Origin of the sequence: Sanguibacter antarcticus, assembly GCF_002564005.1 — a bacterium.
In the GTDB taxonomy this organism is placed as follows: domain Bacteria; phylum Actinomycetota; class Actinomycetes; order Actinomycetales; family Cellulomonadaceae; genus Sanguibacter; species Sanguibacter antarcticus.
This window is the reverse complement of the sequence record NZ_PDJG01000001.1, coordinates 1,842,533-1,868,565: the sequence shown is the minus strand read 5'-3', so window position 1 is coordinate 1,868,565 and position 26,033 is coordinate 1,842,533. Positions and strand designations below refer to the sequence as shown.

General features: G+C 70.0%; 22 protein-coding genes. 12 read left to right on the top strand and 10 right to left on the bottom strand.

Annotated elements, in window-relative coordinates; genetic code table 11:
• Positions 1-171: 171 nt before the first annotated feature.
• The 3 genes from ATL42_RS08505 to ATL42_RS08495 form a co-directional block, all read right to left on the bottom strand.
• Positions 172-2,181: a cellulase family glycosylhydrolase gene (locus ATL42_RS08505; protein WP_098454976.1), complete on the bottom strand. Its 2,010-nt coding sequence runs from the start codon at positions 2,179-2,181 to the stop codon at positions 172-174.
• Between the two features lie 97 nt (positions 2,182-2,278).
• Entirely contained in the window at positions 2,279-4,327 is a 2,049-nt protein-coding gene (locus ATL42_RS08500; RefSeq protein WP_143556799.1) for a glycoside hydrolase family 6 protein, read from the bottom strand.
• Between the two features lie 265 nt (positions 4,328-4,592).
• Positions 4,593-5,579 carry a LacI family DNA-binding transcriptional regulator gene (locus tag ATL42_RS08495; RefSeq protein WP_245862329.1) on the bottom strand — a complete coding sequence of 329 codons (987 nt, stop codon included), beginning with the start codon at positions 5,577-5,579 and terminating at the stop codon, positions 4,593-4,595.
• 224 nt (positions 5,580-5,803) lie between these two features.
• On the opposite strand from ATL42_RS08495, the gene ATL42_RS08490 reads away from it, so the two are divergent.
• The 7 genes from ATL42_RS08490 to ATL42_RS08460 all read left to right on the top strand — a co-directional run bounded on the left by ATL42_RS08490 (position 5,804) and on the right by ATL42_RS08460 (position 12,794).
• Positions 5,804-8,431, top strand: coding sequence for a substrate-binding domain-containing protein (locus ATL42_RS08490; protein WP_245862327.1), 2,628 nt, complete (start codon positions 5,804-5,806; stop codon positions 8,429-8,431).
• A gap of 120 nt (positions 8,432-8,551) precedes the next feature.
• On the top strand, positions 8,552-8,968 hold the full coding sequence (locus ATL42_RS08485; protein ID WP_425443195.1) for a TOBE domain-containing protein: 417 nt from the start codon (positions 8,552-8,554) through the stop codon (positions 8,966-8,968).
• Positions 8,955-9,716 (top strand): molybdate ABC transporter substrate-binding protein, encoded by a 762-nt coding sequence (modA, locus tag ATL42_RS08480; protein ID WP_245862325.1) that lies wholly within the window; start codon positions 8,955-8,957, stop codon positions 9,714-9,716. The genes ATL42_RS08485 and modA overlap by 14 nt, the downstream gene beginning before the upstream one ends.
• The gene (locus ATL42_RS08475; RefSeq protein ID WP_245862323.1) at positions 9,713-10,582 is read left to right on the top strand and encodes an ABC transporter permease; all 870 of its coding nucleotides are present in this window, start codon (positions 9,713-9,715) and stop codon (positions 10,580-10,582) included. The genes modA and ATL42_RS08475 overlap by 4 nt, the downstream gene beginning before the upstream one ends.
• Positions 10,579-11,289 (top strand): ABC transporter ATP-binding protein, encoded by a 711-nt coding sequence (locus ATL42_RS08470; RefSeq protein WP_245862320.1) that lies wholly within the window; start codon positions 10,579-10,581, stop codon positions 11,287-11,289. The genes ATL42_RS08475 and ATL42_RS08470 overlap by 4 nt, the downstream gene beginning before the upstream one ends.
• A 10-nt stretch (positions 11,290-11,299) precedes the next feature.
• On the top strand, positions 11,300-12,373 hold the full coding sequence (moaCB, locus tag ATL42_RS08465; RefSeq protein WP_098454971.1) for a bifunctional molybdenum cofactor biosynthesis protein MoaC/MoaB: 1,074 nt from the start codon (positions 11,300-11,302) through the stop codon (positions 12,371-12,373).
• Positions 12,363-12,794: a molybdenum cofactor biosynthesis protein MoaE gene (locus ATL42_RS08460; protein ID WP_098454970.1), complete on the top strand. Its 432-nt coding sequence runs from the start codon at positions 12,363-12,365 to the stop codon at positions 12,792-12,794. Before moaCB ends, ATL42_RS08460 begins: the two co-directional genes overlap by 11 nt.
• Before the next feature lie 34 nt (positions 12,795-12,828).
• On the opposite strand, the gene ATL42_RS08455 is transcribed toward ATL42_RS08460, so the two are convergent.
• Positions 12,829-13,092 carry a MoaD/ThiS family protein gene (locus tag ATL42_RS08455; RefSeq protein ID WP_098454969.1) on the bottom strand — a complete coding sequence of 88 codons (264 nt, stop codon included), beginning with the start codon at positions 13,090-13,092 and terminating at the stop codon, positions 12,829-12,831.
• Entirely contained in the window at positions 13,085-14,221 is a 1,137-nt protein-coding gene (moaA, locus tag ATL42_RS08450) for a GTP 3',8-cyclase MoaA (protein ID WP_211281791.1), read from the bottom strand. The genes ATL42_RS08455 and moaA overlap by 8 nt, the downstream gene beginning before the upstream one ends.
• 224 nt (positions 14,222-14,445) lie before the next feature.
• On the opposite strand from moaA, the gene ATL42_RS08445 reads away from it, so the two are divergent.
• Positions 14,446-15,597 (top strand): uroporphyrinogen-III synthase, encoded by a 1,152-nt coding sequence (locus ATL42_RS08445; RefSeq protein ID WP_098454968.1) that lies wholly within the window; start codon positions 14,446-14,448, stop codon positions 15,595-15,597.
• Here the strand turns inward: ATL42_RS08445 and ATL42_RS08440 are convergent.
• Together ATL42_RS08440 and ATL42_RS08435 are read right to left on the bottom strand one after the other, a co-directional pair.
• A complete protein-coding gene (locus ATL42_RS08440) occupies positions 15,594-15,977 on the bottom strand; it encodes a universal stress protein (RefSeq protein WP_098454967.1) in 384 nt (127 codons plus the stop codon). The genes ATL42_RS08445 and ATL42_RS08440 overlap by 4 nt on opposite strands.
• 82 nt (positions 15,978-16,059) lie before the next feature.
• Positions 16,060-16,869, bottom strand: coding sequence for an IclR family transcriptional regulator (locus tag ATL42_RS08435; protein WP_098454966.1), 810 nt, complete (start codon positions 16,867-16,869; stop codon positions 16,060-16,062).
• Positions 16,870-16,975: 106 nt separating this feature from the next.
• On the opposite strand from ATL42_RS08435, the gene eda reads away from it, so the two are divergent.
• Together eda and ATL42_RS08425 are read left to right on the top strand one after the other, a co-directional pair.
• The gene (gene eda / locus ATL42_RS08430) at positions 16,976-17,620 is read left to right on the top strand and encodes a bifunctional 4-hydroxy-2-oxoglutarate aldolase/2-dehydro-3-deoxy-phosphogluconate aldolase (RefSeq protein ID WP_098454965.1); all 645 of its coding nucleotides are present in this window, start codon (positions 16,976-16,978) and stop codon (positions 17,618-17,620) included.
• Between the two features lie 2 nt (positions 17,621-17,622).
• Complete coding sequence (locus ATL42_RS08425; protein ID WP_098454964.1) at positions 17,623-18,738, top strand: sugar kinase; 1,116 nt, start codon at positions 17,623-17,625, stop codon at positions 18,736-18,738.
• A gap of 144 nt (positions 18,739-18,882) precedes the next feature.
• Here ATL42_RS08425 and aceB read toward each other — a convergent pair whose 3' ends face one another.
• Together aceB and aceA are read right to left on the bottom strand one after the other, a co-directional pair.
• On the bottom strand, positions 18,883-20,586 hold the full coding sequence (gene aceB, locus ATL42_RS08420; protein ID WP_098454963.1) for a malate synthase A: 1,704 nt from the start codon (positions 20,584-20,586) through the stop codon (positions 18,883-18,885).
• Between the two features lie 35 nt (positions 20,587-20,621).
• Positions 20,622-21,965: an isocitrate lyase gene (gene aceA, locus ATL42_RS08415; protein ID WP_425443194.1), complete on the bottom strand. Its 1,344-nt coding sequence runs from the start codon at positions 21,963-21,965 to the stop codon at positions 20,622-20,624.
• A 163-nt stretch (positions 21,966-22,128) separates the two neighbouring features.
• On the opposite strand from aceA, the gene ATL42_RS08410 reads away from it, so the two are divergent.
• Positions 22,129-23,601 carry a helix-turn-helix transcriptional regulator gene (locus ATL42_RS08410; RefSeq protein ID WP_098454962.1) on the top strand — a complete coding sequence of 491 codons (1,473 nt, stop codon included), beginning with the start codon at positions 22,129-22,131 and terminating at the stop codon, positions 23,599-23,601.
• A gap of 28 nt (positions 23,602-23,629) precedes the next feature.
• On the opposite strand, the gene ATL42_RS08405 is transcribed toward ATL42_RS08410, so the two are convergent.
• Complete coding sequence (locus tag ATL42_RS08405) at positions 23,630-24,181, bottom strand: DUF1697 domain-containing protein (RefSeq protein WP_098454961.1); 552 nt, start codon at positions 24,179-24,181, stop codon at positions 23,630-23,632.
• 84 nt (positions 24,182-24,265) lie between these two features.
• Between ATL42_RS08405 and ATL42_RS08400 the strand changes: the two genes are divergently transcribed.
• The gene (locus ATL42_RS08400) at positions 24,266-25,882 is read left to right on the top strand and encodes a DHA2 family efflux MFS transporter permease subunit (RefSeq protein WP_098454960.1); all 1,617 of its coding nucleotides are present in this window, start codon (positions 24,266-24,268) and stop codon (positions 25,880-25,882) included.
• The last annotated feature ends 151 nt before the right edge of the window (positions 25,883-26,033 follow it).

Below are 26,033 nucleotides of genomic sequence, written 5' to 3'. Positions count from 1 at the left end.
GGCGCCCGCTCGTCGGCCGTGCCCGTCGGCGCGATCGTCTCCCCGACAACGACAGAACCATCCGTGCACGAGCGTGGAGGCTCGTGCACGGATGGTTCGTCTCTCTGCCCGGAGAGGTGGTGCTTCAGCGAGACGACCGCGGGCGTGGACGTCGCTCGCTTGGTGCTGGGATCAGCTCGTGGAGCACACCGCGCCATTGAGCGTGAACTGCGACGGGACGGTGTTGGTCCCGGTGTGGGAGCCGTTGAAACCGATCTCGATGGTGGCGCCCGCCTGGAGCGTCCCGTTCCAGGACTGGTTGGCGACCGTGACGTCGGCCCCGGTCTGGCTGTAGATGCCGCTCCAGCCGTTCGTCACCTTCTGGCCGTCAGCGAACGTGAATCCGAGCGTCCACGCACTGAGTGCCGCGGTGCCGGTGTTCGTGACCTTGAGGGTTCCGGTGAAGCCGTCGACCCAGCTGTTGGCCGAGTAGGCGACGGTGCAGGTGCCGGCAGGCGTGGTTGCCGCGGCGGTCGTCGCCGTGACGGAGGTCGACGCTGCAGAGACGTTGCCGGCGGCGTCCTTCGCCCGGACCGAGAACGTGTACTCGGTCGCCGGCGCGAGGCCGGTCACCGTGTACTTCGGCGTCGTGCTGCTCGCGACCTTCACCGAGCCCTGGTAGACGTCGTAGCCGGTGACTCCGACCGCGTCGGTGGACGCCGTCCAGGTGAGCGGCACGGTCGACGTCGTGGTCGTTCCCGCCGCGAGAGCGGTCGGGGTGCTCGGCGCGACGGTGTCGGTCGAGGGCTCCGTCGGGGGATCAGTCGGCTCGGTGACCGTGCCACCGACCGCTTCGGAGAGGCTGATGCCGGTCGTCGACCCGGCGCCGCCGAGCGGGACCTCGTGGTCGAGGCTGACGAACGAGCCGTCCTGCGACCACAGGGCGGGCTCGAGGATGTCGTACTTCTCCTCGTCCCACGTCGCCCAGTCGTTGGTGAGGAGACCGCCCGTGTCGCCCGAGTTCGGGTTGAGGACCCAGAACGTGTGGTGCAGCCGGTTCTCGGCGATGAGGTCGCGGAGCGCGACCATCCACTTCTCGTTCGGTCCGTCGTCGAGGAAGCCGCCCCACTCACCGATGAGCAGCGGAGCGATGTCCTGTTTGTGGATGTACAGCCAGTTCGGGTCCCACACGTCCCTCTCGAGCGACTCGCGGTCCCAGTCCGTGCCCTCGAACCACGGCTGCTGGTAGACGAGGGGCCCGTAGTCGTGCGGGGAGTAGACGAGCTGGTCCTGGTGCTCGCCGAGGTCGATCGGGTGCTCAGCGACACCGCGGAGGTTTCCGCCCCACCAGTTGGTGTAGTAGTCGGTCAGGCCGGTCGACGTCCACTCGACGCCTTCCTTCGGGTAGATCTCGATGCCCTCGACGAGGATGAGGAGGTTCGGGTTCTTCGCGAGGATGCGTGAGGCTGCGGTCTCGGCAAAGTACTTGAAGTTGTCGATGTCGGTCGAGTCGTCCCACTTGGCCCGCTCGGTGGCGCCCTGCGTCCCGTGCGGCTCGTTCTCGAGGTCCGCACCGATGACCGTGTCGTTGTTCTTGTAGCGGTCCGCAAACCACTCCCAGCCCAGGTAGACGTCCTCGGTCGTGATGGCGTCTTTGTACCACATCGGGTAGACGTGGCCGGAGTTGTCGGCTTCGGCGCTGTGGGCGTCGAGGACGACCTTGAGGCCGTTCTGCTCGCAGAGGTCGAGCCAGTAGTCGAAGATCTCGAGGTTGTTCAGGCCGGCGAGCTCAGGGTTCGCGTAGGTGTTGACGTTCGGCATGATCGTCTCGCCGTTGCGCCACTCGAGGAGGAGCTCGCTAGAGATCGGCACGCGCACGAGGTTGATGCCGCGGTCGGCCATCGACTTCGTGATGCTGGTGATGTTTCCGGACCACAGTCCGTGGAACACGCGCTCGCTGGCGTTGAAGCCGAACCAGTTCACGCCGGTCATCCAGACCGACTTGCCGTTCTCGTCGACGATCTGGTTTCCCTCGACGTGGAGCCAGTCGGTCTCGTCGGACGTCAGGGCGGCGTGGGCCGGTCCCGCCTGGGCGGGGAGAGCGAGAGTCAGGGGCACTGCGACGAGCGTCGTCGTGAGGGCGACGGCGCCGGCGTGCCGGAGGGCTGAAGCAAAGAGCGGACGGGTCGGCTGCGGGAGCACGGGATCCTCCAAGGTCGGTGGGGGACCACGGTCGCCCGCGCCTCTCGAGGATCGAGAGGCACGGGCTCGCGTGGTCGTGCGGGTAGTGCGGGTGGTGCTAGCTGCAGGTGGTGCCGTTGAGGGTGAAGGTGCTGGGTGCTGTGTTGGTGCCGGTGTGGGTGGCGTTGAAGCCGATGTCGACGGAGGCTCCGGCGGCGAGGGTTCCGTTCCAGGCCTGGTTGGCGGCGCTGACGGTGGTTCCGGTCTGGGTGAAGATGGCTGACCATCCCTGGCTGATCTGCTGTCCGGCGGGGAAGGTGAAGGCCAGGGTCCAGGCGCTCAGTGCGGTGCTGGAGGTGTTGGTGATCTTCGCCGAGCCGGTGAAGCCGGTGTTCCAGTCGTTGGTCGAGTAGGTGACCTTGCAGGCTCCGGCGGGTGTGGTGGTGGCTGCCTTGGTGCTGGCGGTGACGGCTGCGCTGGCTGCGGAGACGTTGGCTGCTGCGTCCTTGGCGCGGACGGAGAAGGTGTAGGCGGTGTCAGCGGTCAGTCCGGTGACGGTGTAGCTGGGCGTCGTGGTCGAGGCGATCTTCACGGTGCCCTGGTAGACGTCGTAGCCGGTGACGGCGACGTTGTCGGTCGAGGCGGTCCAGGTCAGCGGGATGCTCGACGTGGTGGTGGTCCCGGCCGTCAGGCCTGCCGGGACGGTCGGCGAGCTCGTGTCAGCCGGGTCCGTCGTGGGATCCGTCGTCGGGTCCGTGGTGGGATCCGTCGTCGGGTCCGTGGTCGGGTCGGTCGTCGGGTCCGTGGTCGGGTCCGGCGTCGGGTCGACGGTGCCGTCGGCGGGGATCACCGGGTAGGCGTTGGCGACGAGCTGCTGGAACTGAGTCGAGAACCACTTGCCGGAGACCGGCGCTCCGGGGAGTGCCCCGGTGAGCTGGTTGCCGAGCTTGGCGGCCACGTAGGTCGGGTCGCACATGCGGTCGAAGCCCTTGCCCTCGTCGTTGGGGATCTCCGTAGAGGACCCGTCAGACTCGCCCGGAGGCTTGATCCAGACGAACGCGTCGAGGTGCGAGGCGGTGTAGCCGGAAGGCGATGCGACGGGGCGCTCACCGAGTCCGGCGCCGGCCGGGTTGCACCAGGCGCCGCGGTGGATGCGGCGGTCGATGCGTGACTCGTTGACATAGGTGTTGAGGTCGGTCGACGTGCTCACCGCGGTGGGTCGAGCGTCGCCGCCCCAGCCGTTGCGGGAGGTGTCGATGAGCATCCCGGTCGTTGCCGGGAAGCCTGCTGCGACGAGCTGGTTGTAGAGGTCGGCCGTCCAGTCGGCCTCGTCGAAGCTGAAGTTCCACTCGTAGTACTTCGCCGAGCGGATCGGCATGCCGTTGATGCTGGCTGAGGAGTCGGTGAGGAACGGCTCAGAGAGCGGCGTGGAGTTCGCGGTGTTGGTCACGAACCCGTCGATCGACGCGAAGCCCGCGATGGTCGACTGTGCGACCTCGACGAAGGTCTGGACGGCGCCGACCGAGTTGGTGTCCCATCCGAGCCATCCCGAGTGGGCGGCATCGACGTAGGTGTAGACGTTCGGGATGGCGTGCAGCTTGTCGAGCGCGTATGCCACGCCTGCCCGGTAGTAGGGCGCTGACTGCTGGCAGGCAGGTTCGCTGAGGTTGGTCGTGAGGTTCGGCAGCGAGTCGGGCTCGACCGTTGCCGCGATGCGGATCCCCGCGTACTCCGGGTTGTCCAGGAGGTCGGCGATCTCGTCGATGTACTCGGTCTTGTAGCGCTCGAGGCCCGCGTCGGTCGCCGGGAGCTCGCCGTTGGACGCGAGCGCGTAGCAGTCGCGGCCGGGGAGGTCGTAGATGACGACGTTGAGGACGATCGGGGTGCTGCCCGACTTCTGGGCGACCGCGGCGTCGAGGTGGTGCTTGAGGCCGGGGCCGTCGACGTTGCCCTCGATGGCGCCGATACGGTCCATCCAGACGGCGGTGGGTGTGCTCTTGATGGAGAGCATCTGCTGGGCGAGGGTCGGGTCCGTGGCTTCCACGGCCGCTGCCTCGGCGACGACGTTGGCAGTCCAGTCTGCGTTGACGTACTGCGTCGCGCCTGCGTACGGGTTGTCGACGTGCGATTCTGCGCCGACGGCGGTCGTGGTGGTGCCGAGGATCATCGGCGCCGATAGGAGCGCTCCCACGGCGACGGCTGACGCGCCAGTGCGCAGCCTCTTCGGGACTTGAGACACGGTTCCTCCGGGTGGTCGAACGGGTGCCGAGCACCCCGGACGCGCTGTGGGGGTCGGGTCGCAGCGGAGCTGCTGCAACAGGATCAACGTGACAGGTGGCACATCCTGGTGATACGCCGTGAAACGTTTAGGTATTGCGCCGTTACCAAATCGTGACATAAGTTCCTGTGCTATGGCATTCATCCCGAAATCGTCACCGTCCCCACGGGGCTGTCGTACCCCGGACCGTGAGCGGTCCCACCGAGACGACTCGCTCGATGCCGCGCTCTCCGTCCAGCATGTCGAGCAGCCCTTGGGCGGCCGCCTCGCCGAGCTCCGCGACAGGGGAGGGGAGAGTGGTCACCGACGGTGTCGCCAGACGGCACGACGCCGAGTCGGTGCCTGCCACGACCGACAGGTCCCACGGGACCTCGCGGCGCAGCCGGCGTGCCACGTCGAGCGCCGTCGTCGCGCTGAGGTCCGTGTCGAACATGATCGCGGAGACCGGGTCGGCGTCCACGAGGAGCTGACGGGTTGCGGACGCCCCCTCCTCCTGGCTCGCCCCGGTCGTCACGACGACCGCCGCGGCACCCTCCTGCTCGAGCGCAGCGCGCAGCGCAGCAGTTCTGCGGATCGACATGTCCAGGTCGGCCGGTCCCGTGACGACGCCCACCCGTCGGTGCCCCTGGCCTGCGAGGAACCGGCCGACCCGCCCGTAGGCCTCCTCCTCGTCGACGTGCACGGACGCGAGCCCTCGCGCCGCGCCAGGATGGCCGACGACGAGGCTCGGGATCCGTGCCGAGCGCAGCGCCTCGACACGTGGGTCGTTGACGCGCACGTCAGTGACGAGCAGGGCGTCGAACCGACGCTCTGCCCACCACGAGCGGTAGAGGTGCGCCGCGGTCTCGTGGTCGTCGACCGCCTGGAGCACCAGAGCGAGGCCTCGGCTCGCGAGCCGGTCCTGGATCCCGCCGAGCAGCGCCATGAAGGCTGCCGGGTGCGTGGTGGCGGTGTCGCCCCGGACGAGCGCGAGCCCTACCGCCTGGGCGCTCGTGCGCAGCGAGCGGGCCGCCGCGTTCGGCCGCCAGCCGTGCTCGTCCGCGATCCTCAGGACACGGTCGCGCGTCGCAGCGGAGACGCCCGGCCGACCGTTGAGCGCGTAGGACACGACGGCGATCGAGACGCCTGCAGCGCGGGCCACATCGGAGATCGTTGGACGTTTGCTGGGGGAATGCGTAAATTCGGGGGATGTCTCGCTCATCACGAGATCAAAGCATGCTCGACGTGGCGCGTGCGCGGGGCGGCGTCTTTCCGCCAGAGGGGGCAGGTTGTTGACGATGGCATGGGGACCTACAAGGACGTACGTCGGATGAACGCGCAGTGACCGTCAGCAGCGGACGCGGGTCGAGTCAAGGACCTTTTACCGTGGGAGTGCTCTCGCCGGTCGTCGGTGGCTTCTACTTCGGCAAGGTGCTCTCGGGCATCGGTCGGGCGATCCGGGCCGGTGGGCACCAGGTCGTCGCGATCCAGACCTATGCGGCAGACCTCGACCGCGAGAAGTTTCCGGAGCAGTCGGACTACGACTCGTGCGTCGGGCTCGATGCGGTGGACGGCGTCATCGTCATCACGTCGGCGGTCGACCGTGACACCTTGCGCGTGCTCGACAGGTCGGACAAGCCGCTCGTCGTGATCAGCGAGCAGGAGGCCGGGCTCCGGGCTCCGATCGTCACCCCTGACAACAGGGGCGGGATCCGCGCTGCGGTCGAGCACCTCCTCGACCACGGTCACAGCCGGATCGGGTTCGTGGGCAACCCTCAGCAGCTCGACATCCGCGAGCGCTACGAGGCATACCGCAGCACGCTCGCCGCGAACGGGATCGAGCCGCAGGACGAGTGGGTCGTCACGACTGCAGACAACCAGGAGGCGAGCGGGTCTGCCGCGGCGACCGAGCTGCTCGCCCGGGGGATGCCGACCACGGCGACGGTCGCGGCGACGGACCGCAACGCTCTCGGCTTCATGGCTGTCCTCCGGGCGGAGGGGATCGCTCTGCCGACCGATCATGCTGTCATCGGGTTCGACCACGCTGAGGGAGGCGCTCGGTCTCGGCCTCGGCTCTCGAGCATCGACCCGCACCACGACCGGGTCGGGGAGCTCGCTGCGGGGCTGCTCCTGGCGCAGCTCGTCTCGGACGACGTGGGCCCGGGCGCACACCTGTCGGAGACGACGCTCGTGACGAGGGAGTCGTGCGGGTGCGTCGACTCGACGCGTGCGGGGCTCTTGGTCGACGGGGTGTCTCGTGAGGGTGGCGGATCGGCTGCTGCGCAGCTGAACGAGCTGGCGTGCGCGGTCTTCTTCGGTGCCCGTGGCGGAGACTGTGCGCAGCCGGACATCAGCATGTGGGTGCGGTGCGTCGTGGAGAGTCTTGTCGTCGCAGCGCAGCGTGCTGCTGTCCCCGCAGGGGCCGCTCTGGGTCGGTTGGCCGACATGACGACGGCGTTGCACCCTCATCCGGAGGCTCTCGAGCAGATCCTTGTCGCGGTCCGTGCTGTCGAGTCCGAGGCTGCGCTCGGCCTGCCGCCGGGTTCGCCGTCGCACTCGGCCGCGTTGCGCAGCGCTGCGTCGGGGGTGACGGTCGCACTGACGAAGGGGTGCTCGCGCGGGCTGCTCGCTCGCTCGGGGCACCTTGAGCGGACGCTCGTCAACCAGTACGAGGTCGATCTTGCGCTCATGCGGCCTGACGGGGCGAGCCCGCGGACCCTCAGCTGGTTGCCGAACGCGCACCGCGGGTCTGCGTCGCTCGCGCTGTGGACGGGGCGCCGGACCGCGGACGGAGAGCGCGAGCTGGAGATCGTCGGGACGCGTGACGTCGGTTCGACGGGGAGCCGGCTCGTCGGGATGCGTCTGCCCGCGCGTGCGTTCCCGCCTCCGGCGCTCACCCGATCGGCGGGTGCGACGCGTCCTGACCTCACGTTCGTCATCCCGGTGACGTTCGCGGCGAGCGACTGGGGCTATCTGACGATCGGTGGCCCGGTCGATACGCGTTCGACGAGCGCGCGCGACAAGTACAACCACTGGGCGGCGATGCTCGCGATCGCGCTCGACCAGGAGCAGACGCTCGCGTCGCTGCGGGAGCAGCGCACCGCGCTGCAGATCTCTGCCGAGCGGGAGCGGGAGCTCGCGACCGCGGTCCGGGCGAGCGAGGAGCGCTATGCGCTGGCCTCGGCGGCGCTGTCTGACGGGATGTGGGACTGGGACGTGCTGTCTGGCTCGGTCTACTACTCGCCTCGGTGGAAGAGCGTTCTCGGGTATGCGGAGAACGAGGTCGGGACGTCGTTGGACGAGTGGACGGACCGGGTGCACCCTGATGACCGGGACGAGCTGTCGATGGCGATCGCGGCGCAGCTGGCCGGTGTCGAGCAGCCGCTCATGCTCGAGCAGCGGATCCGCACGGCGAGCGGTGCTTATCGCTGGGTCCTGTGCCGTGGGGTGACCGTCCTCAACAAGGCGGGCTGCCCTGCCCGGATCGTCGGTGCGATGACGGATCTCTCGGAGACGAGGCGCGAGGAGCAGGCGATGCGCCGGTTCGCGGTGCGCGACGCGCGGCCTGGGCTCGTCCACCGGGATGTGTTCATGGACCGGCTGGCGGCGGCTGTGGAACGCGCCGGGCGCATGGAGGGCTACGACTGTTCTCTCGTGCTGCTGCGGGTGGTTCCTTCCGGCGGCGGTGCGTCGTCGGGGGAGCTCACGGAGGGTGGCGCCACCGTCGGTGAAGGTGTCGACGCGGGTGTTGATGCGGTCGTCGAGGCGGTGCGCACGATCATGGGTCCGGGGGACAGTGCGACGTTGCGCGCGCCCGACGAGGTCGCGGTCCTCGTCGACGGCGTTCCGGGGTTCGGGGCGCCGCACATCGATGTCGTGGAAGGACTCGTCGACGGGCTGGCGCAGGTCTGGGTGGTCCAGAGCCTGAAGACGTTCGCCGACGCTGACGCCGTCTTCCGGGATGCCGACATGAGCGTGCTCCGGGGGATCGCGCGGAGCGCCGCCGCTCGCTGACGGTCAAGACGGCTGGGCGAGCTGTATCCGCACCTGCGAGGCGATCCTCTCTGACGTCCCGCGAAGACGGCAGAACACGAGGTTCTCCGCCGCAGGTGCGGCATCGGCTACGCTCGTCTGATGACTGTGCACACCTATCGGGTCCGCGAGGCGAGCGAGCTTCTGGGCGTGAGCGACGACACGATGCGTCGGTGGATCGAGGCCGGACGGATCGATGCGGTCAAGACCGACGGACGCACGGTCGTCGCCGGCGCAGACCTCGCGCGCCTCGCTCAAGAGGTCGCGCGCTCGGCTGTCGCACCAGCAGGCGGCAGCACCGGCTCACGGTCTGCGCGAAACTCCTTCGCCGGGCTCGTCACCCGTGTCGTGCGCGACACGGTCATGGCGCAGGTCGAGATCCAGGCCGGACCGCACCGGGTCGTCTCGCTCATCAGCAGGGAGGCAGCAGACGAGCTCGGGCTCGAGCCCGGGGTGCGGGCGGTCGCGTCCGTCAAGGCCACCGACGTCGTGATCGAGGTGCCCGGTGCGCGGGCGTAGTGCACCGGCCGTCGGAGGCCTCGTCCTCGCTGGGCTGCTCCTCGCTGCGTGCATGCCGGACGCTCCGACCGAGACGCTCACGATCCTTGCCGCGGCATCGCTGACAGAGCCCTTCACGCTCATCGGCGACGCGTTCGAGGAGGCTCACCCCGGTGTCGAGGTCCGTCTGAGCTTCGCCGGCAGCTCGGAGCTCGCGCAGCAGGTCCTCGCGGGGGCGCCGGCAGACGTCTTCGCGTCCGCGAGCCCCGCGACGATGGCGGTCGTCACGGACGCCGGTGGTGCGCACGACCCTCAGACCTTCGCGACCAACGCGCTCGCCATCGCCGTCCCGGCGACGGCGTCGGCGTCGGCATCTGCACCGGCAGTGACGACCATGGCCGACCTCGCGCGCAGCGACGTCGACGTGGCCCTCTGCCAGATCGACGTCCCGTGCGGTGCTGCAGCAGCACAGATGCTCGAGCGCGCAGGGCTCGACGTCCAGCCGGTGACGCTCGAGCCGGACGTCCGCGCCGTCCTCACGAAGGTGCGCCTCGGCGAGGTCGACGCAGGCGTCGTCTACACCACCGACATCCGGTCGGCCGACGGCGACGTCACCGAGGTCATCGTGCCCGACGATCTCCAGGTTCCCGTCTCCTATCCGATCGTCGCGCTCGCCGACGCCTCCCCGTCGGCGGCCGACTTCGTCGACCTGGTCCTCGGTCCTGTCGGCAGAGGCATCCTCATGGACGCCGGCTTCGGCGTGCCGTGACCGCCACGACCACCGACGAGAGCCCGCATCCCGTCACGCCAGCACGCCGCAGCAGCCGTCGGGCGGCCCGCGCGCGCGTCCAAGGACGGTTTCCCGTCGTCCTGTGGATACCGGCCGCCCTCGGGATGGCCTTTCTCGTCCTGCCGCTCGCAGCCCTCGTCGTGCGTGCTCCGTGGGCCGCGCTCGCGGGCATCCTCACCGACCCGCTGACGCGGTCGGCGCTGCTCCTCTCGCTCGGCACCGCGACGGCAGCGACCACCGTCGCCATCGTGCTCGGCGTGCCGCTGGCGCTCGTCCTCGCGCGGGCACACCTCCCGGGGCGCAGGCTCCTGCGCACGCTCGTCACCGTCCCGGTCGTCCTGCCGCCCGTCGTCGGAGGGGTCGCGCTCCTCCTCGCGTACGGCCGCACCGGTGTCGCTGGGCAGTACCTCGAGCTGTGGTTCGGGCTGAGCATCCCGTTCACGACGGTCGCAGTCGTGCTCGCACAGACCTTCGTCGCCATGCCGTTCTTCGTCCTCGCTCTCGACGGTGCGCTCGCGACGGTCGACGACTCTCTCGCCGAGGCCGCAGCCACCCTCGGCGCCTCGCGGCTGCACATCTTCCTCCACGTGACCCTCCCGACGCTCGCGCCCGCGCTGCTCGCCGGCGCCGTGCTCTGCTGGGCCCGAGCGCTCGGCGAGTTCGGTGCGACCATCACCTTCGCCGGCAACCTTCCCGGCTCCACCCAGACGATGCCGCTCGCCGTCTACCTGGCGCTGCAGTCCGACCCGGACACGGCGGTCGCCCTGAGCCTCGTGCTCCTCACCGTGGCCGTTCTCGTGCTCGTGCTGCTCCGCGACCGGTGGCTCCAGGGGGTCGTCCGGTGAAACCTGCTCACGGGTCTGCGCTGCACGCCGACGTCCACGTGGTCCGGGGCGCCTTCCACCTCCGTGCTGCGCTCCAGGTCGAGGCCGGCGAGATCGTCGCGGTCGTCGGTCCGAACGGCGCGGGCAAGTCGTCTCTGCTGAGGGCGCTCGCGGGCCTCGACCCTGTCGACGCCGGACGGATCGTCCTCGGTGACCGGGTGCTCGACGACGCCGCGTCCGACACCTGGGTGCCGGCAGCTCGGCGCCGCGTGGGGATGGTCTTCCAGGACTACCGGCTCTTCGGCCATCGCAGCGTCCTGGACAACGTCGCGTTCGGTCCCCGAGCAGCCGGGCGGTCGGTGGCCGACGCGCGGCGGGCGGCTGCGGAGTGGCTCGCGCGGCTCGGGATCGCGGATCTTGCCGACCGACGCCCGGGCGCGCTGTCGGGCGGGCAGGCGCAGCGCGTCGCGCTCGCGCGCGCTCTCGTGACGGAACCAGACCTCCTCCTGCTCGACGAGCCGTTGTCCGCGCTGGACGTCGACGTCCGTGCACGAGTTCGGCTCGAGCTCGCCGTCCACCTGCGCGAGGCCGGAACCACGACGCTCGTCGTGACGCACGACCCGCAGGACGCCCAGGTCCTCGCTGGTCGCACGGTCCGGCTCGAGGCCGGGAGGGTCGTAGAGGTCCCGTCTCCTACCCCGTCCGTGACGGATAGGGTTGGGGGATGAGTGATGACGCATGAACGAGCTGTCCCATGTCGACGCAGACGGCCGGGCCCGGATGGTGGACGTGAGCGGCAAGACCTCCACCGCGCGCCGGGCTGTGGCCGAAGGTCGCCTGCGCACCACCCCAGAGGTCGTCGCCATGGTGCGGGCCGAGGGCCTGCCGAAGGCTGACGTCCTGCCCACCGCGCGCATCGCCGGGATCTCGGCGGCGAAGCACACGTGGGAGCTCATCCCGCTGTGCCACCAGATCCCGCTCTCGGGCGTGAGCGTCTCGTTCGAGCTCGAAGGATCCTCGATCCGCATCGAGGCGGCTGCGAAGACCACGGCACCGACCGGCGTCGAGATGGAAGCGCTGACTGCCGTCGCCGTCGCCGGGCTGACGTTGCACGACATGATCAAGGCTGTCGATCCCGCTGCGGTCCTCGGTGACATCAGGCTGCTCACGAAGACGGGCGGCAAGAGCGGCGACTGGCGCCGCCCGGACGAGCCTGCGGGCCACGAGTCTCAGGACGTCGCGCCTGCTGTCGGCACGGCTGCGCCCGAGGCCCCGGGCACCCCTGAGGCCCCGGGCACCCCTGAGGCGCCGGGGGCGTCTGAGGCTCCGGCCTCGCAGGGGCGCGCGACCGTCATCGTCGCCTCCACCACCGGTGTCCGCGGCGAGCGGACCGACACGACGGGACCGGTGATCGCCGAGTGGCTGACCCGGCGGGGGTTCGAGGTCTCGGGCCCGCTCGTCGTGGCGGACGCGGCTGTCGCCGCAGCGCTCAGGGCTGCGGCGGCCGGTGAGCCTCGCGTCATCATCACGACCGGCGGCACAGGCGTCTCGCCCTCTGACGAGACGCCGGAGGCGACCCGCGCGCTGCTCACCCGTGAGCTGCCCGGGATCGCGGAAGAGATCCGGCGTCGCGGGATGACGACGACCCGGACGGCTGGGCTGAGCCGCGCGCTCGTCGGCCTCGCGGGCAGCACCCTCGTGGTCAACCTCCCAGGCTCGCCCGGGGGAGTGCGGGACGGGCTCGACGTGCTCGGCGACGTCCTCGAGCACGTGCTCGACCAGGTCGGGGGAGACTCCCGTCATGAGCACTAGTGCGGTGACCGTCGCGTCGGTCACGGGAGACGTGCTCGACGCGTCCGCCGTCGAAACGATCGAGGCGTCTGTCGAGGCTGCGGAGTGCGGGGCCGTCGTCACGTTCCGCGGCGTCGTCCGGGACAACGACTCGGAGCGGGCCGTCACAGGCCTCGACTACGAGGCGCACCCGCAGGCGCAGGAGTTTCTCGCTCGCTGCTGCGCGGACGTCGCACGCGAGACAGGTCTGCGGGTCGCGGCCGTCCACCGTGTGGGGGAGCTGAGGATCGGGGACGTCGCGCTCGTGGCAGCCGTGTCGAGCGGTCATCGTGCCGAAGCGTTCGCCGCCTGCTCGGCGCTCGTCGACCGCATCAAGGTGGAGGTGCCGATCTGGAAGCGGCAGCACTTCACCGACGGCGTCTCCGAGTGGGTCGGGCTCTAGCCGCTCGTCCGCTCGTGCGGATCGAGCAGGTGGATCATCCGCCGGCGAACGGCGGCAGGACGTCCACGGTGAGCCCGAGCACGCGGGAGTCGTCCCGGCTGATCCGCGCGTCTGCGAGGAACGACGCGGACGCGAGCACGCGAGCCATCGCGTCACCGTACGTCTCGACGAGGAACGCCTTCAGGTCGCCGACGGTCGCGGCAGCGGGCAGCGGCACCTCTTCCTCCTGCAGCCCGGCGGCGTCGGCTGCTGCTGCGTAGTACCGCACGGTCACCAGCCGGCTCGTCGTCTCAGCCACCGATCGCTCCCATGCTCCGGCTCGACGGGGCGAAGTCCTCGGTCGTGGCGAGAGCCGTGGTCGGCCGCGTCCCTGCTGGTGCGTCGAGCCCGTGCGCGAACGGCTTGGCCCACATCGTCGACTGCCAGGCGTGCACGAGGTCGTCGTCGGTCGCGCCCTCGCGCAGCAGCGTGCGCAGGTCGGTCTCCTCGGACGAGAACAAGCACGAGCGCAGGGTGCCTTCGGCCGTGAGGCGTGTGCGGTCGCAGTCCCCGCAGAACGACCGTGTGACGGAGGCGATGATGCCCACGGTCGCGGGCCCGCCGTCGACCGACCACTCCTCGGCGGGCGCGGACGGGTCGTCGCGGCCCACGGCAGCGAGCGTGAAGCGTTCGGAGAGCACAGCCAGGAGGTCGTCCGCCGTGACGAGCGACTCGCGCGTCCAGAGATGGTCCGCATCGAGCGGCATCTGCTCGATGAAGCGCAGCCTGCAGTCGTGCTCGATCGCCCACGCGAGGAGGTCGGTCGCGCCTGCGAGCGTCTCCGGCATGAGGACGGCGTTGATCTTCAGCGGCGTCAGGCCCGCGTCGTGCGCGGCGGCGATGCCGGCGAGGACGGTCGGGAGACGGTCTCGTCGGGTGAGCTCGGCGAAGTGCTGGCGGTCGACGGTGTCGAGCGAGATGTTGACCCGGGTGAGGCCGGCGGCGACGAGGCTGGCGACCCGCTTGTCGAGGCCGATGGCGTTCGTCGTCATCGAGAGCGGGACGCCGGGGGCGGCCTCGTGGGCCAGCCGGATGATCTCGACGAGGTCGTGGCGCACGAGGGGCTCGCCGCCCGTGAAGCGGATCTCTTCGATGCCGAGGCGGTGGACGGCGACCCGGACGAGACGGGCGATCTCCTCGGGGGTGAGGAGCGCGCTGCGGGCGATCATCGGCAGTCCTTCGGCCGGCATGCAGTAGGTGCAGCGCAACGAGCACTTCTCGGTGATCGAGATGCGCAGGTCTCGGGCGACCCGGCCGAAGCGATCGACGAGCGCATCGGTCATCGGACGCTGACCCGGTTGGTTCCGGCTGTCAGCGTCGCTCTGCGGGCTCGAGGGCCCGGTCGGCTGCGACCGCGAGGTCGGCATGCCGAGAGCCACGGTACTCACGCCTTCGATGCTACAGGGGTGCGTGTCTGCCACCGACGTGCGACCGGGGTACGGCAGACTCGTCACAGAGAGGTGCACCACCGTGTGAGGATGACGACGTATCGCCGAAACACTCGACCCGTCGGTTCGTAACCTCCGATTTGTACGCTGAGACCAGCGGCAGGGTCCCGATCCCTGACATCGCTCTTCGCCGTCCCGACTGCAGCCTCGACGAAAGTGAGCCGATGAACGCTCCTGTAGGCCAGCCCATGGCCGGTTGTGCGGTCCTCATCACGGCAGACCGCCGCTCCGGAGAGCTGGGCGCCGCGCTCTCGCGGCGCGGCGCGGTCCCCCAGTTCGCGCCAGCGCTGAGCATGGTGCCCAACCACGACGACGCCCAGCTCGTCGCCGACACGCGTGCCGTCATCGCGCACCCGCCGGACGTGGTCGTCGCGACGACCGGTATCGGCTTCCGCGGGTGGATCGACGCGGCAGACGCGGTCGGCCTCGCGGCGGAGCTGCACGAGGTGCTGTCTCGGGCGCGGATCGTCGCGCGTGGTCCGAAGGCGCGCGGTGCGGTCCAGCAGGCGGGCCTCCAGGCGGACTGGGTGGCTGAGTCGGAGACGTCCGCAGAGGTCGCCGAGTACCTGCTCGACGAAGGCGTCGACGGGCTGGACGTCGCTATCCAGCACCATGGTGCAGGCTCCGACGGGCTCGACCAGAGGTTCCGGGAGGCCGGTGCGCGGGTGCAGAGCCTCGTGGTGTACCGCTGGGGGCCGCCGCCGGACCCGCAGGCGCTGGCGGCGTCGGTCCGGGCGACGGCCGACGGTGACATCGACGCGTTCGTCTTCACCTCGGCGCCCGGCGCGGCTGCATGGCTCGAGGTCGCCCGGGACGAGGGCTCTGTCGACGCGATCCGGGCCCGCACGCAGGCGGGGTCCCTCCTCGCCGTGGCCGTGGGACCGATCACGGCGAAGCCGCTCCTCGACGCAGGGATCGTGCCGCTCGTCCCCGATCGTGGGCGGCTCGGGTCGCTGGTCCGGGTCATGATCGCGCACTACACGGCGGAGGGGGAGAAAGCGCTGCGCACGATCGCCGGCGACCTCCAGGTCCGTGCGACGACCGTGGTGCTCGACGAGAAGGTCATGCCCCTGGGGCGCGGCGGCGTCGAGGTGATGCGGGCGCTCGTGGACGCGAACGGTGGGGTCGTCCCGCGGTCCGAGGTGCTCCGTGCGCTGCCCGGTGCGTCGCAGGACCCGCACGCCGCAGACGTCGCGATCGCACGGTTGCGTGACGCGATGGGCGACCGTGGGCTCATCCGGACGGTGGTCAAGCGCGGGTACCGTCTCGAGCTCGCCCCGGCAGAGGTGCCGGCCGGGGCAGGTGAAGCGCGCTAGCGGGTGGCCCGGATGACGAGGACGGGGACGGCCGCGTCGAGCAGGACACGCTGGGTGGTGCTGCCGAGGAGGAACTTGCCGACCGGCGTGCGCTTGCGCGATCCCATGACGATGATCTGAGCGTCGACCTTCTCTGCGTGGTCGAGGATCGCGTCGGCGACGTCGATGCGGTCGCTGCGGAACGCCACCTTGACCGTGTCGTCCGGGCCAGCGACCGTCTGGAGCAGGTGCACGAGGTGCGAGGGGATCGGGGCGTCGTCAGGCTGGGGCGTGAGGACGAGCACCGTCAGGGACGTGCGGCGGCGGGCCGCTTCGTCGACGGCTGCAGCGAAGGCGGCTTCCCCTTGGGGTGACTCGTTGTATGCGACGAGAACCGTCATGACGTCCTGCTTTCTCTTGCTCGCCCCTGGGAGCGAGTCTGGCGTCTGGTGCTGATGACACCCTATGGCCAACGGCGACGTTTCACGGGCTGGGCGCGTCGCGGCCTGCCACGATCGCGTCGGGCAGGTAGATCCCTGCGGGGAGGTGGGCCGGCACAGCGTGCGCGAACGCCGCGACGAGCTCGCGGTGCCGTGCGGGCGTCATCCTCTCCGACGGTGCGGTGATGCTCATCGCGGCGACGGGGACGCCGTCGCGCAGGAGGGGGACTGCCAGGCAGCTGATGCCCTGCTCGTTCTCCTGGTCCTCTGTCGCATACCCGTGGGTCCGTGCTGTGGCGAGGACGTCGAGGAGCCGTTCGGTCGGCATCTGGGTCCCGGCGTAGAGGTCGACCGAGACGCGGTCGAGGTCGCGGTGGGAGAGGACCGCGCGTCCGAGCGCGGTGGTCGCGGCGGGCTGCCGACGGCCGACGGCCGACCACACACGCAGCGACCGTGCAGGCTCGACCTTGTCGACGTAGAGCATCTCTGCGCCCGAGAGCACCCCGAGGTGGACGAGCTCGTCGGCTTCGCGGCTCAGTGCGACGACGGCGGTGTGCAGGAGCCCGGGAAGGTTCTCGTCGGCGAAGAAGGCCGACGACAGGGCGGCCGCTGCGGCGCCGAGGACGTAGTTCCCGGTCTCCGGGTCCTGGTCGACGAACCCGCGGTGGCGCAGGGCTGCGAGGGTGCGGTGCAACGACGTCTTGTTGAGTCCGAGATGGGTGGCGAGAGTGCTCAACGACAGGCCTGCACGGCCGGCGCGGCTCAGGTCCTGCAGAGCGAGGAGGGCCTTGTCGACGCTGTTCATGGGGGACCCGGAGCCGGTCGTCGGCGCGGGCTCGTGCGTGGAGGTCATGCAGCTCTCCGGGGATGTCGTCACACGCGGTCGTTTGCTATGGTTGTTTCGTATTCAGAAACCATGGTTCACCATGGCGAAACTCTAGCAGAGATCACAGGCGATCATGTCCACAGAGCAGCAGATCACAGAGGCACTCGAAGCCGCACGCATCGTGCCCGTCGTCGTCATCGACAACCCCGAGCACGCAGTCCCCCTCGGACGCGCGCTCCTCGAGGGTGGCCTCGCCATCATCGAGGTCACCTATCGCACCGCCGGCGCCCAGGCAGCGCTCACCGCGCTCAAGGAGCTCCCCGAGCTCATCGTCGGAGCCGGCACGGTCGTCCGCCCCGACCAGGTCGACTCGGCAGCCGCAGCAGGCGCCCAGTTCCTCGTCTCCCCAGGGCTGAACGTCGACGTCGTGCGCCGCGCGCAGGCCGCCGGGCTCCCCATCCTTCCCGGCGTCGCGACCCCGTCCGACATCATGACCGCGCTCTCCCTCGGACTGGGCACCGTCAAGTTCTTCCCCGCAGCCACCCTCGGCGGTCCGTCCGCCATCAAGGCGATGTCCGCACCGTTCCCCGGCCTGCGCTTCGTCCCCACCGGCGGCATCAGCGCCGCCACCGTCGGCGACTACCTCACGATCCCCGCAGTCATGGCTGCCGGCGGCTCCTGGATGGTCGACCGCGCCCTCATCGAGGCCGAGGACTGGGCCGAGATCACCCGCCGGACGGCTGAGGCCGTCGCCCTCGCCGCACAGATCGGAGCCTGACCATGGCCGAGCAGACTCGTTCCCTCACCGTGAAGAGCGCCGCCGAGTGCGACTTCGACGTCGTCTCTCTCGGCGAGGTCATGCTCCGCCTCGATCCCGGAGAGCGCCGCATCAAGACCGCTCGCAGCTTCGACGCGTGGGAGGGCGGTGGCGAGTACAACGTCGCCCGAGGGCTCCGCCGCTGCTTCGGTCTGCGCGGGACGATCGTCACCGCGCTCGCCGACAACGAGGTAGGACGGCTCGTCGAGGACTTCATCCTCACCGGTGGGCTCGACACGAGCTACATCCAATGGATCGACTACGACGGCATCGGCCGCAACGTGCGCAACGGACTGAACTTCACCGAGCGCGGTTTCGGCGTCCGCGGTGCGGTCGGCGTCTCTGACCGTGGCAACACGGCCGTCTCGCAGATGCAGCCCGGCGACGTCGACTGGGACGACCTCTTCGGCCGTCGAGGCGTGCGCTGGCTCCACACCGGAGGGATCTTCGCGGCACTCTCCGAGTCGTCCGCGGACGTCGCCGAGGCCGCCATGCGCTCCGCCCGCGAGCACGGCACGATCGTCTCCTACGACCTGAACTTCCGTCCCTCCCTCTGGAAGGGGATCGGTGGCTCGGCCCGCGCCCAGGAGGTCAACAAGCGCCTCGCGCAGTACGTCGACGTCATGATCGGCAACGAGGAAGACTTCACCGCGAGCCTCGGCTTCGAGGTCGAAGGGGTCGACGAGAACCTCACCGACCTCGACACCGGTGCCTTCCGCGCGATGATCGAGACGGCAGCGGCCACCTACGACAACTTCCAGGTCATCGCGACGACCATGCGCGGCGTGCACAGCGCGAGCGACAACGACTGGGGTGCGATCGCGTGGAGCCGCCGGGAAGGCTTCGCGGAGTCGACCCACCGCCCGCACCTCGAGATCCTCGACCGCGTCGGCGGAGGCGACTCCTTCGCCTCCGGCCTCGCGTACGGGCTCATGGAGATCGGTGACATCCAGTCCGCGGTCGAGTACGGCGCTGCGCACGGAGCGATCGCCATGACCACGGCCGGAGACACGTCGACCGCCAGCCTCGCCGAGGTCGCCAAGCTCGCCGGCGGCGGGAGCGCGCGCGTCCAGCGCTGACACCCCGGACCCGGTGCGCGCACAGCATGCCGCACCGAGCACCGAGCACCGAGCACCGTGCACGACCAGAGGGCCACGCGGGATCACCGCGTGGCCCTCTGGGCTTCCGTGCTGCAGGTCAGACGACCTGCTCGGGCGACCTGCTCAGTCGACGTCGGAGCCGACAAGGTGCTGCGTGTACGCACCGATCGTGAGGAACGTCGGGAAGTCCTCCGTGAGAGCCACCTGACGGAAGACGTCGACCGCCGCGTCGACACGATTGCCCTCCGGGCGCGGCAGGCTCCCGGCGATCTCGGTGAGCAGCGCCTCGACCCGCTCACGGGTGATCGGTGCGCCGTCCTCGGTCGGTGTGGAGGTGTAGATCCACTGCCAGACCTGTGACCGGGAGATCTCGGCGGTCGCCGCATCCTCCATGAGGTGGTCGATCGCTGCCGCACCGACCCCGCGGAGCCACGACTCGATGTAGCGCAGCCCGACAGAGACGTTGGCTCGCAGGCCCGCGCCGGTGACGGTGGTTCCGTCCGGTGATGCGGACGCGACGTCGAGAAGCTGCGCCGCCGTGACGTGGACGTCGTCCCGCCGCCGGTCGATCTGGTGCGGGCGGTCACCGAGGACCGCAGCGAACTCCTCCCGGGCGAACGCGATGAGGTCCGGGTGAGCGACCCACGTGCCGTCGAAGCCGTCCGTGACCTCGCGTCGCTTGTCTCCTCGGACCTGCTGCTCCGCCCGCATGCTGACCTCCGGGTCACGGCGGTCGGGGATGAAGGCGGACATGCCGCCGATGGCGTGAGCCCCGCGCCGGTGGCACGTCGAGACGAGCAGCTCCGTGTAGGCCCGCATGAACGGGACCGTCATGGAGACGGCCGAGCGGTCAGGCAGGACGAACCGAGGCCCCCGGGTGCGGAAGCTCTTGATGACAGAGAACAGGTAGTCCCACCGTCCGGCGTTGAGACCAGCGCAGTGGTCGCGCAGCTCGTAGAGGATCTCCTCCATCTCGAAGGCAGCGGGCAGCGTCTCGATGAGGACGGTCGCACGGACGGTTCCCTGCGGCAGGTTGAGGTAGTCCTGGGTGAAGACGAAGACGTCGTTCCACAGGCGTGCCTCGAGGTGCCCTTCGAGCTTCGGCAGGTAGAAGTACGGTCCTCTGCCACGGGCGAGCAAGGTGCTCGTGTTGTGGAAGAAGTACAGCCCGAAGTCGACGAGGCTCGCCGACGCCGACGCGCTCACACCGGCCCGGTCGACGAAGCGCAGGTGCTTCTCGCACAGGTGCCAGCCACGGGGCCTCATGACGATCGTCGGCAGGTCCTCCAGGTGCGGGGAGGTCATCCGGTACGACTTGCCCTCAGGAGACGTGAACTCGAGGCGACCGCGGATCGCGTCGAGCAGCGAGAGCTGACCGCCGATGACGTTGGTCCAGGTCGGAGACGTCGCGTCCTCCTGGTCGGCGAGCCAGACGTCGGCCCCGGAGTTGAGCGCGTTGATCGCCATCTTCGGGTCGGTCGGACCGGTGATCTCGACGTGTCGTCGCTCCAGGCCCGGACCAGCTCCGGCGGCCCGCCACGAGCGGTCCTCGCGGACCGCCCGCGTGGACGGCAGGAAGTCGGGGGTCATGCCGTCCGCGATGCGCTGACGGTTGTGCTGGCGGGCCAGCAGGATCTCGTGCCGCGGGGCGACGAAGCGCTCGTGCAGCGCCGCGACGAACGCGAGCGCCTCGGGCGTGAGGATCTCGTCGTAGCGCTCGCGGACCGGTCCCGTGACCGTCATCGTGCCCGAGGTCGGTGCAGGGGGAGCAGTCGGCCGGTCGCCGGTCGAGGTGGGTGGGTCGGTCAGAAGGGTCGTGGTGGTCATGGTCGTCTCCCAGCGGGTCAGGTGAAGAAGTGCGTCTAGTGGAACTGCGAGGCCTCGGTCGACCCGGCGAGAGCGAGGGTGGCGCTCGTCGGGTTGAGAGCCGTGGCGACCCGGTCGAAGTAGCCGGTGCCGACCTCGCGCTGGTGGCGCGTGGCCGTGTAGCCGTCGGCTTCGGAAGCGAACTCGGCTTCCTGCAGCTCGACGTAGGCGCTCATGCCGCGGGCCTCGTAGCCGCGGGCGAGCTCGAACATGGAGTGGCTCACGGCGTGGAAGCCGGCGAGCGTGATGAACTGGAACGTGTAGCCGTAGGACGCGAGCTCTTGCTGGAACCGGGCGATCTCGGCGTCGCTGAGGTGCTTCTTCCAGTTGAACGACGGGGAGCAGTTGTAGGCGAGCTTCTGGTTCGGGTGCTCGGCGTGGATGCGCTCGGCGAACGCCCGGGCCAGCTCGAGGTCGGGCTCACCGGTCTCGACCCAGATGAGGTCCGCGTACGGGGCGTACGCGAGGCCGCGGGAGATGACCGTCTCGTAGCCCGGCTTGGTCCGGAAGAACCCCTCGACCGTGCGCTCGCCCGTGAGGAACTCCTGGTCGCGCGGGTCGACGTCGGACGTGATGAGGTCCGCTGCGAGGGCGTCGGTCCGGGCGATGACGAGGGTGGGCACCCCCGCGACGTCTGCGGCCAGGCGGGCCGCATTGAGCGTGCGGATGTGCTGGGCGGTGGGGACGAGGACCTTTCCGCCGAGGTGGCCGCACTTCTTCTCGGACGCGAGCTGGTCCTCCCAGTGCACCCCGGCAGCGCCTGCCTCGATCATCGAGTGCATGAGCTCGTAGGCGTTGAGCGCTCCTCCGAAGCCTGCCTCGGCGTCGGCGACGATCGGGGCGACCCAGTCGCGTCGCTCGCCGGTCGCGTCCTCGGCGAACTCGATCTGGTCGGCGCGCAGGAGAGCGTTGTTGATGCGGCGCACGACGGCCGGGACCGAGTTGACGGGGTAGAGGCTCTGGTCGGGGTACGTCTGGCCGGAGAGGTTCGCGTCGGCGGCGACCTGCCATCCGGAGAGGTAGATGGCCTTGAGGCCGGCGCGGACCTGCTGGACGGCCTGGTTGCCGGTCATCGCGCCGAGCGCGGCGACCCAGCCGTCGGCGTTGATGAGCTCCCAGAGGTTTTCCGCACCGCGGCGGGCGAGGGTCCGCTCTTCGCGGACCGCACCGCGCAGGGCGATGACGTCCTCGGCCGTGTAGTCGCGGGTGACGTCCGCCCAGCGGGGGTCGCTCGCCCACTCCTGCGCCAGCTCGGCGGCGGTCTGGCGCTGGTCTCCCGGACGCACGGGAGCCTTCTGCGAGCGGGTGGCGGAGCGGCTGATGATGGTCGGCGTGGTCACGGTGTCCTCCAGGGCTGTGCAGTGGATCTGCGTCTCCCGCAGCGGCGGTGCTGCGGTTGTTCTCAACCTTCTTCGACGTGCAACCCCTAGACAACGGTCTCTGGGGGAGAAGAAGTCGCGTTCTTCTGTTGCCCGCAAGAAGTGTCCTGTGTCACAGTCAGGCATGGCCATCCAGAGCGAGATCGACCACGACACCGTCGCGCACGGCGAGCCCGACGCCCTCATGATCGGACGCCGCATCCGGCACCTGCGCACCGAGCAGGGGATGACCCTCGACAGCCTCGGCGCCGCGATCGGCCGAGCACCCTCACAGGTCTCCATGCTCGAGAACGGGCGACGCGAACCCAAGATCTCGCAGCTGGCGCTCGTCGCGAGAGCACTGGGCACCACCCTCGACGACCTGCTCACCGCATCAGCGCCCTCGCGCCGCGCCGGCCTCGAGGTCGACCTCGAGCGCGCCCAGCGCGGGCCCATGTTCACGTCCCTCGGCCTGCCCTCCGTCCGCGTGAGCAAGTCCCTGCCGACCGACGCGCTCGAGACCATCGTCGGGCTCCAGCGCGAGCTCGAACGCCTGCACAACGAGCGAGCCGCCACACCGGAAGAAGCCCGCCGAGCCAACACCGAGCTCCGCGGGACGATGCGTGCGCAGGCCAACCACTTCCCGGACCTCGAACGCACGGCACGCGAGCTGCTCGACGGTGTCGGGCACACGCACGGTCCGCTGTCACAGCGCGTCGCCGCCGACCTCGCCGGGCACCTCGGCTTCTCGCTGCACTACGTCCACGACCTGCCGCACTCCACCCGGTCCGTCACCGACCACCTCCACCACCGCATCTACCTGCCGAACGGAGCCCGGGCGTCGAGCGACCCACGCTCCACCCTCCTCCAGGCGCTCGCCAGCCACGTCCTGGGCCACGAAGAACCACGCGGCTACGGGGAGTTCTTGCGCCAGCGTGTCGAGGCCAACTACCTCTCGGCCGCGCTCCTGCTCCCCGAACGAGACACCGTCAAGCAGCTCCGCGAGGCCAAGGACGCCCGCCAGCTCTCCGTCGAAGACCTGCGAGACGCCTTCGCCGTCTCCTACGAGACGGCCGCCCACCGGTTCACCAACCTCGCCACGACCCACCTGGCCATCCCGGTCCACTTCATGAAGGTCCACGAGTCCGGGATCATCCACAAGGCCTACGAGAACGACGGGGTGCGCTTCCCCTCAGACGCGCTCGGCGCCGTCGAAGGACAACCGGTCTGCCGCAACTGGACCGCACGGACGGTGTTCGCCGTCGACGACCGGCTCAGCCCCTACTACCAGTACACAGACACCCCCTCAGGGACGTACTGGTGCACCTCACGCGTCCAAGGGTCCGACGACGGCGAGTTCTCCGTGAGCGTCGGGGTCCCGTTCGCGCACGTCAAGTGGTTCCGCGGACGCGAGACCCCTGAGCGCGCCGTCTCACGCTGCCCCGAGGTCACGTGCTGCCGACGCCCGTCGGGCGCGCTCGCAGAACGGTGGGCGGACCAGGTGTGGCCGAGCGCGCGACCGCACGCGAGCATGCTCGCGGCGATGCCCGTCGGGGCGTTTCCGGGTGTGGACACCTCGGAGGTCTACGCCTTCCTCGAGGACCACGCACCGCGCTGACCAGGATCGCGGTCCCGCGACGAGGTGCTCAGTCGCGCGCGGCCGCGAGCGCGTGGAGCTTGAGCACGGTGCTCCAGCTCCGTGCGGTCCCCTCGCTGCCGAGCGCCCGCTTGAGCACGGCCGGCGTGAGCCTGGACCGACCGACACCCTGGGGGTAGTGGGTGTAGCTCACGCCCGCAGCCCACGCCATGCGCTCGGGAAAGGTCGAGGTGTCGAACGCGCGGACCCGCTCCGCGTCGGGCGGCTCCGCGCGGAACGTCACGAGCAGGTGCGACGGGTCCGACAGTGCCACGTCCGGGAACGGGTTCGCTGCCACGACCTCCGCGAGCGTGGCTGCGCTCACCGCGACCACGTCGACCTCCAGGTCGAGGCGAGCGAGCAGGCCGGCGCGGATCGCTGCGGCCACCTGCGGCGCACCGGTCGTCGTCCCCGGAGCCGTGAAGACGACGTTCCCGCTGTTGAGGACGGTCACGGCGTCGGTGAAGCCGGCGTCCTCGGCCACGGAGCGCAGGTCGGCAGCAGGGACGCGGCGGTGCCCGCCCACGTTCACACCGCGCAGGAGAGCGACGAAAGCGGTCATGGTGTCACCGTACGGTCAGGCATCGCGAGCAGGCAACGGATCTCGGTGGTGCAATAGACGCTCCTCCATCACGCAAGGACACACATGAGCGCCACCACCGCTGCGGCTCCCACGGGACCGGTCGACCTCCACGGCCGCACCCCGTGGAGCATCCTCCCCGCACTGCTTCTCGGCTTCTTCATGATCATGGTCGACACGACCATCGTGAACATCGCCATCCCCACGCTCGTCGACACGTTCGACGTCGGCCTCTCGGCTGTCGGCTGGGTCACGAGCGCGTACCTCCTGACGTACGCCGTGCTCCTGCTCGTCGCCGGGCGCCTCGGGGACCGCTACGGCCCCAAGCAGGTCTTCGTGCTCGGCCTCGTCGTCTTCACGCTCACGTCTGCGTGGTGCGGGCTCTCGGGGAGCATCGGCATGCTCATCGTCGCTCGGGCCGCCCAAGGAGTCGGCGCCGCGCTGATGACCCCGCAGACGATGGCGCTCATCACCCGCGTCTTCCCGCCTCAGCAGCGCGGCGCGGCCATGGGGACGTGGGGTGCCGTCGCAGGTATCGCGACGATCACCGGTCCCGTCCTCGGCGGGCTCTTCGTGGAGAGCTGGGGCTGGGAGTGGATCTTCTTCGTCAACGTGCCCGTCGGGATCGTCGCTCTCGTCTTCGCGTTTCGCACGCTGCCGAACCTTCACACCGACAAGAGGTCGTTCGACGTCCTCGGTGTGGTTCTCTCGGTCGTCGGGCTCAGCGCCCTCGTCTTCGGGCTCCAAGAAGGCGAGACGTACGACTGGGGAACGGTGTGGGGACCGGTCAGCGTCCCCCTCCTGATCGCAGCAGGCCTTCTCGTTATCGGGGTCTTCCTCGTGTGGCAGCACCGGCAGGGCCCCGCCGCGCTCTTGCCGCTGAGCCTGTTCCACCACCGCAACTTCTCCCTCGCGAACGTCAGCGGCATGAGCGTCTCCTTCGCGATGATCGGCATCTTCTTCCCCTTGACGATCTTCCTGCAGTCCACCCTTGGGCTGTCGCCTCTGCACGCCGCGCTCGTCGGGCTGCCGGGGTCGTTGGTCTCCGGCGTCATCGCACCCGTCGCAGGCCGGCTGTCTGACAGGTTCCCCGCGAAGTGGATCATGGTGACGGGCTTCGCTGCCCTGGCAGCGGCCGCTCTCTGGCTCGACCTCGTCATGGAACCGGGCACCGACCCGTGGTCGGTGGTCTTCCCGATGCTTCTCTTCGGCGTCGGGACCGGCTGCGTTTTCTCGCCGATGGCGAGCCTCGCGACCGCGGGCCTGGACCACACGACCGCCGGTGCGGGCGCGGGCGCCTTCAACACGACCCGTCAGGTCGGTGGCGTCATCGGTTCGGCAGCGATCATCGCCATGCTGCAGGCACGCCTCGCGGTGACGCTGCCTGCCGCCGCGGCGGAGGCGGCGCAGGGGCTGCCGGCGAGCGTCCGGCAGGGCTTCGTCGACGGGTTCGACGGTGCGGGAGCGTCCTTCACGGGAGCCGGGGGAGCCGTGGACGTCCCGGCCGGGGTTCCTGCCGAGCTCGCCGACAGCATCGCGGCCGCTGCCACGACAGCCTTCAACGCGGGCTTCGCCGAGGCGGCTGGTCAGACGATGCTGCTGGTCGTGGCGGTGCTCCTCGTGGGGCTCTGTGCCGGGGTCGCCATGCGGCGCCGGTCGGGGCACGTCGCGACCGCCGGATGACCCAGACGGTGCCCTCGGGAGACGGCACGTGACGGTGAGGTTAACGTCTCGTGACGACGCCAGGACAGGTCGTGTCGGGTGATGACACGAGCAAGATCTCGGGCGTACGTTGCATGCCATGAGCAACACGTACGTTGCTCACGGGAGGCCA